The 14,638-nt window shown below is 51.7% G+C and carries 11 protein-coding genes and 6 tRNA genes; 16 read left to right on the top strand and 1 reads right to left on the bottom strand.

Annotated features, from left to right (window positions below; genetic code table 11):
* The first annotated feature begins 177 nt into the window (after window positions 1-177).
* The 11 genes from nagB (at window position 178) to DRI82_RS01650 (ending at window position 7,010) form a co-directional block, all read left to right on the top strand.
* A complete protein-coding gene (gene nagB, locus DRI82_RS01700) occupies window positions 178-978 on the top strand; it encodes a glucosamine-6-phosphate deaminase (protein ID WP_114191763.1) in 801 nt (266 codons plus the stop codon).
* A gap of 27 nt (window positions 979-1,005) precedes the next feature.
* On the top strand, window positions 1,006-2,145 hold the full coding sequence (gene nagA, locus DRI82_RS01695; protein WP_114191762.1) for an N-acetylglucosamine-6-phosphate deacetylase: 1,140 nt from the start codon (window positions 1,006-1,008) through the stop codon (window positions 2,143-2,145).
* A 22-nt stretch (window positions 2,146-2,167) separates the two neighbouring features.
* Complete coding sequence (gene nagC, locus DRI82_RS01690) at window positions 2,168-3,388, top strand: DNA-binding transcriptional regulator NagC (RefSeq protein ID WP_114191761.1); 1,221 nt, start codon at window positions 2,168-2,170, stop codon at window positions 3,386-3,388.
* Window positions 3,389-3,405: 17 nt separating this feature from the next.
* On the top strand, window positions 3,406-4,158 hold the full coding sequence (locus DRI82_RS01685) for an HAD-IIA family hydrolase (RefSeq protein ID WP_114191760.1): 753 nt from the start codon (window positions 3,406-3,408) through the stop codon (window positions 4,156-4,158).
* A gap of 383 nt (window positions 4,159-4,541) precedes the next feature.
* Entirely contained in the window at window positions 4,542-6,206 is a 1,665-nt protein-coding gene (gene asnB, locus DRI82_RS01680; RefSeq protein WP_114191759.1) for an asparagine synthase B, read from the top strand.
* Between the two features lie 218 nt (window positions 6,207-6,424).
* A tRNA-Met gene (locus DRI82_RS01675) sits at window positions 6,425-6,501 on the top strand.
* A gap of 7 nt (window positions 6,502-6,508) precedes the next feature.
* Window positions 6,509-6,593 (top strand) — tRNA-Leu (locus DRI82_RS01670).
* Between the two features lie 25 nt (window positions 6,594-6,618).
* Window positions 6,619-6,693 (top strand) — tRNA-Gln (locus DRI82_RS01665).
* Between the two features lie 48 nt (window positions 6,694-6,741).
* Window positions 6,742-6,816 (top strand) — tRNA-Gln (locus DRI82_RS01660).
* A gap of 38 nt (window positions 6,817-6,854) precedes the next feature.
* A tRNA-Met gene (locus DRI82_RS01655) sits at window positions 6,855-6,931 on the top strand.
* A 5-nt stretch (window positions 6,932-6,936) separates the two neighbouring features.
* A tRNA-Gln gene (locus DRI82_RS01650) sits at window positions 6,937-7,010 on the top strand.
* A 172-nt stretch (window positions 7,011-7,182) separates the two neighbouring features.
* Here the strand turns inward: DRI82_RS01650 and ubiF are convergent.
* Window positions 7,183-8,364, bottom strand: a complete 1,182-nt coding sequence (ubiF, locus tag DRI82_RS01645) for a 3-demethoxyubiquinol 3-hydroxylase (RefSeq protein WP_114191758.1) — start codon at window positions 8,362-8,364, stop codon at window positions 7,183-7,185.
* 175 nt (window positions 8,365-8,539) lie between these two features.
* On the opposite strand from ubiF, the gene miaB reads away from it, so the two are divergent.
* The 5 genes from miaB (at window position 8,540) to lnt (ending at window position 14,311) form a co-directional block, all read left to right on the top strand.
* The gene (miaB, locus tag DRI82_RS01640; RefSeq protein WP_114191757.1) at window positions 8,540-9,964 is read left to right on the top strand and encodes a tRNA (N6-isopentenyl adenosine(37)-C2)-methylthiotransferase MiaB; all 1,425 of its coding nucleotides are present in this window, start codon (window positions 8,540-8,542) and stop codon (window positions 9,962-9,964) included.
* A 273-nt stretch (window positions 9,965-10,237) separates the two neighbouring features.
* A complete protein-coding gene (locus DRI82_RS01635) occupies window positions 10,238-11,293 on the top strand; it encodes a PhoH family protein (protein WP_114191756.1) in 1,056 nt (351 codons plus the stop codon).
* Window positions 11,290-11,763 (top strand): rRNA maturation RNase YbeY, encoded by a 474-nt coding sequence (gene ybeY, locus DRI82_RS01630; RefSeq protein WP_114191755.1) that lies wholly within the window; start codon window positions 11,290-11,292, stop codon window positions 11,761-11,763. Before DRI82_RS01635 ends, ybeY begins: the two co-directional genes overlap by 4 nt.
* 129 nt (window positions 11,764-11,892) lie before the next feature.
* On the top strand, window positions 11,893-12,771 hold the full coding sequence (corC, locus tag DRI82_RS01625; RefSeq protein ID WP_114191754.1) for a CNNM family magnesium/cobalt transport protein CorC: 879 nt from the start codon (window positions 11,893-11,895) through the stop codon (window positions 12,769-12,771).
* A 7-nt stretch (window positions 12,772-12,778) separates the two neighbouring features.
* A complete protein-coding gene (gene lnt / locus DRI82_RS01620) occupies window positions 12,779-14,311 on the top strand; it encodes an apolipoprotein N-acyltransferase (protein ID WP_114191753.1) in 1,533 nt (510 codons plus the stop codon).
* Window positions 14,312-14,638 lie beyond the last annotated feature (327 nt).

The raw sequence follows: 14,638 nt of genomic DNA, 5'->3' as shown, positions 1-14,638 counted from the left end.
GGGAACATTTCAGAGCACGTTATATACCCTTCAAGCTGCAGGTGCGTTGACCGCGTCCGTAAACCCCAATCGCATAGCAATCTATGTTCCTGGGGGGTTGCAGGGCTTGTCGCCTTCCTGCAATGCATATGATTTAGGGTATAGTATATTCCAGTTCCTAAAGCCTAGAGGTGTATGATGAGACTTATTCCACTGAAAACCACTGCCGAAGTCGGCAAATGGGCAGCTCGCCACATCGTTAACCGCATCAATGCGTTTAATCCTACCGCCGATCGCCCTTTTGTTCTCGGCCTGCCAACGGGTGGTACACCCCTTGAAGCCTACAAACATCTTATCAGCATGCATAAAGCAGGCCAGGTAAGCTTCAAGAATGTGGTTACTTTTAACATGGACGAATATGTGGGTCTGCCACAGGAACATCCTGAGAGCTATCACACCTTCATGTACCATAACTTCTTCGATCATGTCGATATCCCCCAGGAAAATATCAATCTGCTGAACGGTAATGCACCGGATATCGATGCCGAATGTCGTCAGTACGAAGAAAAAATCAAATCCTACGGCAAAATCCACCTGTTCATGGGCGGCGTGGGCAATGACGGTCACATTGCGTTCAACGAACCGGCCTCTTCGCTCTCTTCCCGTACCCGGATCAAAACGTTGACCGAAGAAACCCGTATCGCCAACTCACGGTTCTTCGGTGGCGATGCCACGCAAGTGCCTAAATATGCGCTGACCGTCGGCGTGGGTACGCTACTGGATGCGGAAGAAGTGATGATTCTGGTTACCGGTCATGCCAAGGCGCAGGCGCTGCAAGCCGCTGTTGAAGGCAATATCAACCACATGTGGACCATCAGTTGCCTGCAGTTGCATGCCAAAGCCGTCATGGTGTGTGACGAACCGTCAACCATGGAATTGAAAGTCAAAACAGTGAAGTATTTCCGCGAGTTAGAAGCGGAAAATATGAAGAATCTGTAATTTTGTAATCTGTATCAGGGGGCCAAGATGTACGCTTTAATTCACGGTCGTATTTATACCGGTCACGATGTGCTGGACGATCATGCTGTGGTGATTGCAGACGATCTGATCGAAAGAATCTGTCCTGTGGCTGAACTGCCTGCGGGAATCGAAACCCGCGATCTGGGCGGTGCTATCCTGGCTCCCGGATTTATTGATGTGCAGCTTAACGGCTGTGGCGGTGTACAGTTTAACGATTCGCTTGAAGCCATTTCTGAGCAAACGCTTGAAATCATGCAGAAAGCCAACGAGAAATCCGGCTGTACCAGCTACCTGCCGACACTCATCACCTGTAGCGATGATTACATGAAGCATGGCATCAGTGTGATGCGCAGCTACCTTGCCAAACATCGTCACCAGGCATTGGGATTGCATCTCGAAGGGCCGTATCTCAGCCCGCAGAAGAAAGGCACCCACAATCCTGCGTTTATCCGTAAACCAGACGCGGCTATGATCGACTATCTGTGTGAAAACGCAGATGTTATTACCAAAGTTACCCTGGCACCAGAAAGGGTCGACGAAAACACCATTCGCCAACTGTCCCAAGCGGGTATCGTGGTGTCTGCCGGGCACTCCAATGCCACCTACGAACAGGCACGCAAAGGGTTTGCCGCAGGGATCAGCTTTGCGACCCACCTGTACAATGCCATGCCGCACATTACTGGCCGTGAACCCGGTCTGATGGGCGCTATTTTCGATACGCCTGAGCTTTATACCGGGGTGATTGCTGACGGTCATCACGTTGCGTGGGCCAGCATCCGTAATGCCAAACGGCTTAAAGGTGAGAAACTGGTTCTGGTCACCGATGCCACCGCGCCAGCGGGTGCCAATATTGAACAGTTCATTTTTGCTGGTAAAACAATATACTATCGCGACGGACTCTGTGTGGACGAGAATGGAACCCTGAGCGGATCTGCACTGACCATGATAGAAGCCGTACAGAACAGCGTCGAACATGTCGGTATCCCCCTGGATGAAGCACTGCGAATGGCAACATTGTATGCCGCGCGTGCGATCGGTGTGGACAAGCAGTTGGGCAGCATTGAAGTCGGAAAAATTGCTAACCTGACCGCCTTCAGCCGCGATTATCACATCACGAAAACTATCGTTAACGGCAACGAAGTTTGATTATGAGCGAGTAATTTTATCAATGAGCACTGGCGCACAGGCACAAATAGGTAATATCGATCTGGTAAAGCAGTTGAATGGTGCGGCAGTGTATCGGTTGATTGATCAGCAAGGTCCCATTTCGCGTATTCAAATCGCCGAATTGAGCCAGTTGGCACCTGCCAGCGTCACGAAAATTACTCGCCAACTCCTGGAGCGCGGGTTGATCAAAGAAGTCGATCAACAAGCCTCCACGGGGGGTCGCCGTGCCATCTCCATTGTGAGTGAAACCCGCAATTTCCATACCGTTGCCATCCGGCTTGGGCGTCATGACGCCACCATTACCCTGTACGATATGAGCGGCAGATCGCTTGGCGAGGAGCATTACCCTTTGCCAGAACGCACCCAGGAGACCCTTGAAGTCGCCCTGTTTGCCGCCATTACCTCGTTTATCGAAAATTACCAGCGTAAAATCCGCGAGCTTATCGCCATTTCGGTTATCCTCCCTGGTTTGGTGGATCCCCAGCGCGGAATGGTGAAATACATGCCGCATATCAGCGTCAGCAACTGGAAACTGGTCGAAAAACTGCAGAAAAAATTCTCGGTTACCAGCTTTGTTGGTCATGATATTCGCAGTCTGGCGCTGGCTGAGCACTATTTTGGTGCAACACGCGACTGTGCGGACTCCATTTTGGTTCGTTTGCATCGCGGCACAGGTGCAGGCATTATCGTCAACGGCCAGATTTTTCTTGGCAGTAACGGCAACGTGGGTGAAATCGGGCATATCCAGATCGATCCGCTTGGCGAACGCTGCCATTGTGGCAACTTTGGTTGCCTGGAGACAGTGGCAGCCAATGCGGCCATCGAGAACCGGGTGCGTCACCTGTTGACCCAGGGTTATCCGAGTAAAATGACGCTGGAAGACTGTAGCATTCACGCTATTTGCAAAGCGGCCAACAAAGGCGATCTGTTGGCCAATGAAGTGCTTGAAAACGTTGGGCGTTATCTCGGCAAAGCAGTAGCCATCGCGATCAACCTGTTCAATCCGCAAAAAGTGGTGATTGCCGGTGAAATAACCGAAGCCGAAAAAGTGCTGTTACCCGCAATCCAGAGTTGCATTAACACCCAGGTATTGAAAGATTTCCGCAAAAACCTGCCAGTGGTCACTTCTGAACTTAATCATCGTTCAGCGATTGGTGCCTTTGCTTTGGCAAAACGCGCAATGCTCAACGGTGTATTACTGCAACGACTGCTTGAATCCTGAGATGAGTAACCAGAATAATGACTATCAAAAACGTTATTTGTGACATTGACGGCGTGCTGTTGCACGACAATACCGCCATTCCTGGCGCTGATGTTTTCCTGTCGCGCGTTCAGGAACAAGGAATGCCGCTGGTGATCCTTACCAACTATCCGTCTCAGACAGCCCAGGATCTCGCCAACCGCTTTAGCGCAGCCGGGCTTGATGTGCCGGATAGCGCCTTTTTCACCTCAGCCATGGCGACTGCCGACTTCCTGCGGCGTCAGGAAGGCAAGAAAGCCTATGTGGTGGGTGAAGGCGCATTAATTCATGAGTTGTATAAAGCGGGTTTCACGATTACGGATATCAACCCTGATTTCGTGATCGTCGGGGAAACACGCTCGTATAACTGGGATATGATGCATAAGGCGGCCTATTTTGTTGCCAACGGAGCCCGCTTCATTGCCACCAATCCTGACTATCACGGCCATGGTTTTGCCCCAGCCTGCGGAGCCTTGTGTGCGCCGATCGAAAAAATTACGGGTCGCAAGCCCTTTTATGTCGGCAAACCGAGCCCGTGGATCATCCGTTCTGCACTGAACAGAATGCAGGGGCATTCTGAAGAGACGGTGATTGTCGGCGATAATCTGCGTACCGATATTTTGGCGGGCTTTCAGGCCGGGCTCGAAACCATTCTGGTTCTGTCAGGGGTATCGACCATCAACGATATCGAAGAGATGCCTTTCCGCCCTACCTACATTTTCCCGTCGGTCGCAGACATCAACATCATTTAATCCCCCTCCCTACTTCCTGAATACAGTCTGGTCACGCGCCAGGCTGTTTTTAGTGCATCGATTTTTTTAATACCCCAACACTTTTTATTACACCAAAAAGACCAAAGCGCTCATTTTTATGCCGGCTGCCGCCAAACGGTAAAAAATTGAATATTCTTCAAAATTTTCAGGCCAAAACTGACAAACCATCAAAGATTCAAGCAGGTCAACAGACTATTTTTCAAGGAAGCGCTAAAATGCTTGCATAGCTTATGGCATTTGTCGCATTTTCTTAATCAGCAATGCAGCGAAGTCGAGCCAGAGATGATGAATCGGCAACGTTGCCTTACAACGAACAAAACACAACAACATTACCGCCTGAAAAGTCGTTAGGAGAAAGAGATATGTGTTCTATTTTCGGTGTGCTTGATATTAAGACCGATCCTGTTGAGCTGCGTAAAAAAGCGTTGGAAATGTCACGCCTGATGCGTCATCGCGGCCCGGACTGGTCTGGCGTGTTTGCCAGCGATAAAGCCATTTTGTCACATGAGCGTCTGTCGATTGTTGACGTGAATAATGGTGCCCAACCGCTGTACAACGCCGCGCACACCAACGTTCTGGCGGTCAACGGTGAAATCTACAACCATCAGGCTCTGCGTCAGGAATTAGGCGATCGCTATGAGTTCCAGACCGGTTCTGACTGCGAAGTCATTCTTGCCCTGTATCAGGAGAAAGGCATTGAGTTCCTAGACGATCTGCAAGGCATGTTTGCTTTTGTCCTTTATGACACCGAGAAAGAGGCCTATCTGATTGGTCGTGATCATCTCGGTATCATTCCGCTGTATATGGGCCATGACGAACACGGCAACCTGTTTGTCGCTTCAGAAATGAAAGCGCTGGTGCCAGTATGCCGTACCATCAAGGAATTCCCGGCTGGCAGTTATCTGTGGAGTCAGGAAGGCGTGATCCGTGAATATTATCACCGCGACTGGTTCGACTTTAACAATGTCAAAGACAACGTCACCGACAAAAAAGAGCTGGCAAACGCGCTCGAAGAGGCGGTGAAAAGTCATCTGATGTCAGACGTCCCTTACGGCGTGCTGCTGTCGGGTGGTCTCGACTCTTCCGTTATTTCTGCCATTACCAAGAAATTTGCTGCCCGTCGCGTAGAAGATGACAACCGTAGCGAAGCCTGGTGGCCACAACTCCACTCCTTTGCCGTTGGGCTGGAAGGGTCTCCTGACCTTCGCGCCGCAAAAGAAGTGGCTGAGCATCTTGGAACGGTACACCACGAAATTCACTTCACCGTACAGGAAGGTCTGGATGCCATCCGCGACGTGATTTATCACATTGAAACGTATGACGTCACCACCATCCGTGCATCAACGCCGATGTATCTGATGTCGCGTAAAATCAAAGCGATGGGCATCAAAATGGTGCTTTCTGGTGAAGGTTCGGACGAAGTGTTTGGCGGCTATCTGTATTTCCATAAGGCCCCGAATGCCAAAGAATTGCATGAGGAAACCGTACGCAAACTGCTGGCACTGCACATGTATGATTGCGCCCGCGCCAACAAGGCAATGTCCGCCTGGGGCGTTGAAGCCCGCGTACCGTTCCTGGATAAAAACTTTCTCGACGTCGCGATGCGCATTAACCCGCAGGATAAAATGTGTGGCAACGGGAAGATGGAGAAACACGTTCTGCGTGAATGCTTCGAATCCTATCTGCCGCACAGCGTCGCCTGGCGCCAAAAAGAGCAGTTCTCTGACGGTGTCGGCTACAGCTGGATTGACTCACTGAAAGCGATGGCTGCAGAGCAGGTCACAGACCAACAGCTCGAAACCGCACATTTCCGTTTCCCGTACAACACGCCATCGTCGAAAGAAGGCTATCTGTACCGCGTGATTTTTGAAGAGTTGTTCCCTCTGCCAAGCGCCGCAGAATGTGTACCGGGTGGCCCGTCTGTTGCCTGCTCGTCAGCGAAAGCCATTGAGTGGGATGAATCTTTCAAAAAGATGGATGACCCCTCTGGACGCGCCGTTGGGGTGCACCAATCCGCCTATAAATAATCATGTTGTAAGTTCTTGCAGCGGGTCGTTATGGCCCGCTTTTTTATAGGCCATTTCAGTGATTAATCGCTGTTTTTGCCGCTTTTATCGCCAGACTGTTCACAAGCCACACAAACAGACGTCAGATAGAGTTTTTCGGGAAAAAACTTGTTGACGCAAATCGGCCATATACGCATAATGCGCCCCGCAACGCCGACGAAGGTAACGCGAAAAAAGATGGCTACGTAGCTCAGCTGGTTAGAGCACAGCACTCATAATGCTGGGGTCACAGGTTCGATTCCCGTCGTAGCCACCATCTTTTTGCGGGAGTGGCGAAATTGGTAGACGCACCAGATTTAGGTTCTGGCGCCGCAAGGTGTGCGAGTTCAAGTCTCGCCTCCCGCACCATTTCCGTTCACGGCATTGCAGCGGATGGGGTATCGCCAAGCGGTAAGGCACTGGTTTTTGATACCAGCATTCCCAGGTTCGAATCCTGGTACCCCAGCCATTTCTTCTTTGGAAGAAACGCTGAGGCAAGGGTTGTTTGTAGTACAGTTGGGGTATCGCCAAGCGGTAAGGCACTGGTTTTTGATACCAGCATTCCCAGGTTCGAATCCTGGTACCCCAGCCACGCAACGCTTGATTAGTATTGATTTTTAAGTATAATTTGGCTACGTAGCTCAGCTGGTTAGAGCACAGCACTCATAATGCTGGGGTCACAGGTTCGATTCCCGTCGTAGCCACCATCTTTTGGGGTATCGCCAAGCGGTAAGGCACCGGATTCTGATTCCGGCATCCCAGGTTCGAATCCTGGTACCCCAGCCATACAGGCTGGTAAAACAGCAAGATTAGGGGCGAAATCGCAAGGTTTCGCCCCTTTTTCTTATCAATATTTTCACGCGTTTGTAAGCTCACATCAAAGAATAGCCAACCCGGCATAACGCGTTACTGATCATGCAGGCCCTGGCACAGAATAGCTGCGCCAGAGCGCGAATAGTTACAGGCCCAACGCGTAGCGCAGAGCATATTCCTTCAATTTTCCTGCGCGCTGTGCGGCCATCAGCGCCAGATTGCGTGCCATCATCACCGGTGGGAGTTCGTTGCTGAATGCCTTGTAAAACAGATCCATCCCGCTTTGCATCAGCAGATTATCCGTGCGGCGACGGTGCTGGTAACGCAGCAGAATCTGTTGCGTATGCCAGGCTTCTCCGTTATCCCGTGCACTTCCCAGCACGTCCAGCAACGCCTCAACGTCGCGATATCCCAGATTCACTCCCTGCCCCGCTAATGGATTGATGGTATGGGCCGCATCGCCAACCAGCGCCAGTCCATCCTGTACATAGTGCCGTGCGTGGCGTCGAACCAGCGGGAAGGCCCCAGCGGAGACTGCACGTACCTTCCCCAGCCGGGCAGGAAACGCCCGATGAATCTCTTCGGTCAGTTGTGCCATTGGCAACGACTTAAGGTAGCGAATACGCTGTGGGCTGTCATACCACACCAACGAGGCCCAACGACCAAACAGCGGTAAAAAAGCGCGGGGTCCGGAAGGGAAAAATTGCTGCCAGGTCACATCCTGATCGGCAAATTCGGTTTCCACCCCGATCAGCATGCAGGATTGGCGATATTGCCAGCCGCTGATACCTATTCCGGCCAGTTTACGCACCTGGGAGTTGGCGCCATCGGCAGCAATGATCAGCGACGTCGACAGCGTCATACCGTTGTCCGTCAAGATCTGCCAGCCGTTTTCATTGCGCTGCATACTTTTCAACGAGTCGGGACAGTAGAGCGCGATGGCAGCCTGCTGTTCTATCTGTTCCCACAGCGCCAGTTGCAATACCCGGTTTTCAACCATAAAACCCAGTTCAGGCAACCCGAGTGATTGCGCATCGAATATCACGTCCGAGCCCGGCTTCTCCCAGGTTTCCAGTCGCCGATAGGGTGCCAGCCGCCTCTGTGCAACACCCTGCCACGCACCCAGTTCCTGCAACAACTTTACCGACGTGCAGCCAATGGCCGATATGCGTAAATCAGGTGGACTGCTGGCGTCGAAAGCGGCGGGCGCTTCATGCTCCAACACCGCCACAGTCCAGCCTCTCCTGGCCAGCCCCAACGCGGCAGCGGCACCGACCATGCCCCCACCGACCACCACCACATCACTGTGCTTCGCTGAATTATTCATCTTGGCTACACTCAATTAAATGATCACTTAGCGAAGTGTACCGGATTTTTCTGTTAGCATCAGGCCGTAAGCGATTCGGCGTGCTGGTCACAACAGCAGCGAACGATTACAATACGCCCCCTGCAACGAGCTAAATGTTAAAGCTCTTCTTCCTGCACTGAGTAATGGCTAGGCGATGACAAAAAAACTGCATATTAAAACCTGGGGCTGTCAGATGAATGAATACGATTCATCCAAGATGGCTGACCTACTGGAAAGTACTCATGGTTATGAGCTGACAGATATTGCCGAAGAGGCGGATATTCTGTTACTGAATACCTGTTCAATCCGTGAGAAGGCGCAGGAGAAAGTCTTCCACCAACTGGGCCGTTGGAGAGCGCTGAAAGAAGCCAATCCGGATTTGATCATTGGTGTGGGTGGTTGCGTCGCTTCTCAGGAAGGGGAACATATCCGCCAGCGCGCGCACTATGTTGATGTGATCTTTGGACCGCAGACACTGCATCGTCTGCCAGAAATGATTAATCACGTAAAAGGCACCCGCAGCCCAATCGTTGATATCAGTTTCCCGGAAATTGAAAAATTTGACCGTCTGCCGGAACCCAAGGCAGAAGGCCCGACCGCGTTTGTCTCCATCATGGAAGGCTGCAACAAATATTGCAGCTTCTGCGTTGTACCTTACACGCGCGGCGAAGAAGTCAGTCGTCCAAGTGATGACATCCTGTTTGAGATTGCCCAACTGGCGGCGCAGGGCGTTCGTGAGGTGAATCTGCTGGGGCAGAACGTTAATGCTTACCGTGGGCTGAATTTTGATGGCAGCATCTGTAGCTTTGCCGAACTGCTGCGTCTGGTTGCCGCGATTGACGGGATTGACCGTCTGCGTTTCACCACCAGCCACCCTATCGAGTTTACCGACGATATCATCGAAGTGTATCGCGATACGCCGGAATTGGTGAGCTTCCTGCACCTGCCGGTACAAAGTGGTTCAGACCGCGTACTGACCATGATGAAACGGTCACATACTGCACTGGAATACAAAGCGATTATCCGCAAGTTGCATCAGGCTCGTCCCGGCATTCAAATCAGCTCTGATTTTATCATTGGCTTCCCGGGTGAAACCCAGCAGGACTTTGAGCAGACCATGAAGTTGATTGCTGACGTCAATTTTGACATGAGCTACAGCTTTATCTATTCCGCCCGTCCCGGTACGCCTGCGGCTGACATGGTGGATGATGTCAGCGAAGAGGAGAAAAAGCAGCGTTTGCATATCCTGCAAGAGCGCATCACCCAGCAAGCCATGCAATTCAGCCGCCGCATGCAGGGCACCGTCCAGCGCATTCTGGTGGAAGGCACCTCCCGCAAGAGTGTAATGGAACTGTCGGGCCGCACTGAGCATAACCGCGTTGTGAACTTTGAGGGCACGCCGGATATGATTGGCAGATTCGTTGACGTCGAAATTGTTGATGTCTATACGAACTCGCTGCGCGGCGTTGTTGTCCGTACTGAAGATCAAATGGATTTACGCTCGCACGAATCGCCAGAGTCCGTCATCGCCCGTACGCGCAAAGAGAATGAGATCGGTGTTGGTATTTACCAACCCTGATTGACGCCGCGTACTGCAGCATCAGAGGGCGCTTGAAGCGCCCTTTATTTTTCTGCAATCCTTGTGATGCATCTCATAAAAATTTAGCTGAATGTGCTGTCAGCCATTTAAATTGTCGATTCATGCCGCATATAGATAACAAGTACGCTCTCTGGTTCGCGGACACCATGAAGAATCAGCGAATGGCATGTATGATTACTCTGTACCGTTGGTAAAAAACGGTAAGACATCCCCGAGACATTAACCAGGCCCTGTGTGACCTAGAGGAATAGATTGAGCGTCGTAACACGAGAAATTCTGCTAGAGCCTGCGGACAACAAGCGCTTGCTAAGTCTGTGTGGCCCGTTTGATGACAACATCAAACAACTTGAACGCCGGTTGGGTATTGAAATCAATCGCCGTGACAATCAATTCAAACTGGTTGGCAAAAATCTGATCGTGAATGCCGCCGTCGATATTTTGCGCCATCTGTATGTCGATACCGCGCCCATGCGAGGTGAAACTCAGGATATCGATCCCGAACAGATTCACCTGGCGATTAAAGAGAGTCGCGTGCTGGAGCAAAACGCCGAGAGCATCCCTGACTTTGGCAAGGCCGTCACTATCCGCACCAAACGCGGCATGGTGAAGCCACGTACCCCAAATCAGGCACAGTACATCGCCAACATTCTCGACCATGACATCACCTTTGGTATTGGCCCTGCCGGTACCGGTAAAACCTATCTGGCCGTCGCGGCGGCGGTGGATGCGCTGGAGCGCCAGGACGTCCGCAGGATCCTGCTCACCCGTCCTGCGGTAGAAGCTGGCGAAAAACTCGGCTTCCTGCCGGGCGATCTCAGCCAGAAAGTCGATCCTTACCTGCGCCCGCTTTATGACGCCCTGTTTGAAATGTTGGGCTTTGAACGTGTTGAGAAGCTGATCGAACGTAACGTGATTGAGGTGGCTCCACTGGCCTATATGCGCGGCCGCACGCTCAATGACGCCTTCATCATCCTGGATGAGAGCCAGAACACCACCATCGAGCAGATGAAAATGTTCCTGACACGTATTGGTTTCAACTCCAAAGCGGTCATTACCGGTGACGTTACCCAAATCGACTTGCCACGCAATCTCAAGTCCGGCCTGCGTCATGCCATTGAAGTATTGTCAGATGTGGAAGAACTGAGCTTCAACTTCTTTCAGAGCGAAGACGTGGTACGCCATCCGGTGGTTGCCCGCATTGTGGTCGCCTATGAAACGTGGGAAGCCGCCGAGCAAAAACGTAAAGATGACGTTGCCGAGCAGCGTAAACGCGACGCTCTGGCGGTATCACAGCAGGAGGCGCAATGAGCGAGGTCATTCTGGATCTACAGATTGCCTGCGAAAGCAGTGACGGGTTGCCAGCGGAAGCTGACTTCCGTCGCTGGCTGGACGTTGTGCTGCCGCAATTCCAGGAAGTTTCAGAGGTGACTATCCGTATCGTTGATGAAGCGGAGAGCCATGAACTGAATCATACCTATCGCGGCAAAGACAAACCCACCAATGTGCTGTCATTTCCCTTTGAGGCCCCTCCAGGTATGGAGATGCCTCTTTTGGGCGATCTGATCATCTGCCGACAGGTTGTCGAGCAGGAAGCCGTTGAACAGGATAAAGCGTTGCTGGCACATTGGGCGCATATGGTTGTTCACGGTAGCCTTCATCTGCTAGGGTATGATCATATTCTCGATGAAGAAGCCGAAGAAATGGAGTCTCTTGAAACCGAGATCATGCAAAGTCTGGGCTATCCGGATCCGTATCTCTCTGAAAAAGAAGACATCTAACGTTAGTTGATTCTCCCCAGCGCTTTTCATATCCACGGATCAGATTCCCTTCTGACCCTCGGGAAGAGCTCTCTGAAACAACTGACTATTATAACCACCACCAACATGAGTAACATTAACCAGACCGCCATGAGCGACGACCATTCACAAAGCAATGACAGCCCCAGTCCCAAGAAGGGCTTTTTCTCTCTCATTCTCAGCCAGCTTTTTCACGGTGAACCTAAAAACCGTGGTGATTTGGTCGAGTTGATCCGTGATTCCGAACAAAACGATCTGATCGATCCCGATACCCGTGACATGCTGGAAGGCGTGATGGATATCGCCGAGCAGCGCGTTCGCGACATCATGATCCCCCGTTCGCAAATGGTCACCCTAAAACGTAACCAGCCTCTGGAAGAGTGTCTGGATGTGATCATTGAGTCTGCGCACTCCCGTTTCCCGGTGATCAGCGAAGATAAAGACCATATCGAAGGTATTCTGATGGCCAAGGATCTGCTGCCTTTCATGCGCACAGCGTCTGAACCCTTCAGTATTGATAAGGTGCTGCGTACGGCCGTTGTGGTTCCTGAGAGTAAACGTGTCGACCGGATGCTGAAGGAGTTCCGCTCCCAACGTTATCATATGGCGATTGTGATCGATGAGTTTGGTGGCGTTTCCGGCCTGGTGACAATCGAGGATATCCTTGAATTGATCGTCGGCGAAATTGAAGACGAATATGATGACGAAGAAGATCGCGATGTGCGTCAGCTCAGTCGCCATACCTACACCGTTCGTGCGCTGGCACCTATTGAAGATTTCAATGACGCTTTCAAGACCCATTTCAGCGATGAAGAGGTCGATACCATTGGCGGCTTGGTGATGCAGGCGTTTGGGCACTTGCCCGCGCGTGGCGAAACCATTGAAATCGAAGGTTACTTATTTAAAGTTGCTATGGCAGACAGTCGACGTATCATCCAGGTTCATGTAAAAATTCCGGACGACGCGCCGCAACCGATACTGGAAGAATAAATACTTCATGGCTATAGCCTCTTTACTGCAACGCCAGCGGGTTCGTAGCCTGCTGGCGCTACTCTTTGGTGCAATCGGCACCCTCGCTTTTTCCCCCTATGATTTTTGGCCTGCCGCCATTGTGACGCTATTCGGCCTGCTCGCGCTCACATTGAACCGTCGGCCCGGCCAGGCCGCCTGGATTGGTTTCTGTTGGGGAATGGGCTATTTCGGGGTCGGAATAAACTGGGTCTACGTCAGTATCTCCGAGTTTGGCGGTATGCCTATGGCGATCAACGTATTCCTGGTTGTGCTATTGGCGGCCTATTTATCGTTGTATACCCTGCTGTTTGCGAGTCTGCTGGCGCGGTTTTTCCCTAAAACCAGTTGGTGGCGGCTGGCGCTGGCAGCACCGGTATTGTGGCAGGCAACCGAATTCCTGCGTGGCTGGGTGCTGACCGGATTTCCCTGGCTGCAAGTGGGTTACAGCCAAATCGACGGCCCCTTGAGAGGGCTTGCGCCGATTCTGGGTGTGGATGCCATCACTTTCGTGTTGGTCTCTCTCAGCGGCCTGCTGGTCTATGCCGTGAATCAGCGTAAAGTCGTGCCTGCAGTCGTTGCGCTGGCCATGTTGCTGTTACCGTGGCCATTGCGTCAGGTACAGTGGTTTACACCACAGCCTGACAAGGCAATCAACGTCGCCATGGTGCAGGGAAACATTGAGCAATCAATGAAGTGGGATCCCCAGCAACTCATCTCGACGCTGCAAACTTACCTTGATGAATCCCGCCCGTTCATGGGCAGAGCACCACTCATCATCTGGCCAGAGTCGGCGATTCCTGACATCGAGACCGATCAGCAGGGTTTCCTTGTCATGATGGACGATCTGATGCGGGCCAACCACAGTAGTCTGGTCACTGGCATTGTTGACGCACGACGTACCAGCATGGGCATGCGCTTCTTCAATAGCGTAATTGTGCTCGGCGAGGAAGAGCCGTATCGCTATCCTGGCAGCAACCGTTACAACAAGCATCATCTGGTGCCCTTTGGCGAGTTCGTGCCGCTCGAAAACCTGCTGCGTCCGCTGGCCCCGTTCTTTGACCTGCCAATGTCCTCGTTCAGTCGCGGAAATTATGTTCAGTCGCCGCTGCGTGTGGCGGGAATGAACCTGACGGCGGCAATCTGCTACGAGATCATTCTCGGCCAGCAGGTACGCGATAACTTCCGTCCTGAGACCAATTTCCTGCTTACCGTTTCCAATGATGCCTGGTTTGGCCATTCCATCGGTCCCTGGCAACATTTTCAGATAGCGCGTATGCGCGCCGTTGAATTGGGTCGCCCCCTGCTGCGCAGCACCAATAACGGCATCACAGCCGCGGTTGATGCAAATGGTCAGATAATCAAACAGATCCCGCAGTTCACCCGTCAGGTGTTGGAAGTCAGCGTGACCCCAACCACGGGTATAACGCCTTATGCCCGTTTCGGTGGTTTACCGATGTGGATTATTGCGCTGGCAGTCGGTATTTCTGCACTACTTTTCACTCGTCGCCAACGTCGCTGACCGGTCTTTCTTCAGCCCTGCGCCCGCAGGGCTGACCTCTTCTGGCATGCTCCTTGCTTGATATTACTCAGAAATAATCCGTCAGTGACTTTTACTGACGTTTTGACGTGTTCTTGCACAATTAGCGATCGTTGCCCGCACCTTTTTGGTGCATATAGGTTTTATTGCTTACTTTTGGTGCGGGTCTCGTCTCAAAAAAGAAACGTTTTTGTTTCATTTATTTTACATTAAGCTATTTTCTAACAGTAAGCCCGACTAAAATATTTACGCAAGCCTGATGAATTACGCTTTTTATCCGTTAACCAGACGCTAAATTCACGGCGCCAA

The organism is Edaphovirga cremea (assembly GCF_003332275.1).
Lineage (GTDB): Bacteria > Pseudomonadota > Gammaproteobacteria > Enterobacterales > Enterobacteriaceae > Edaphovirga > Edaphovirga cremea.
The sequence above is the reverse complement of the archived record's forward strand: the minus strand, read 5'-3'. Positions and strand labels throughout refer to the sequence as shown.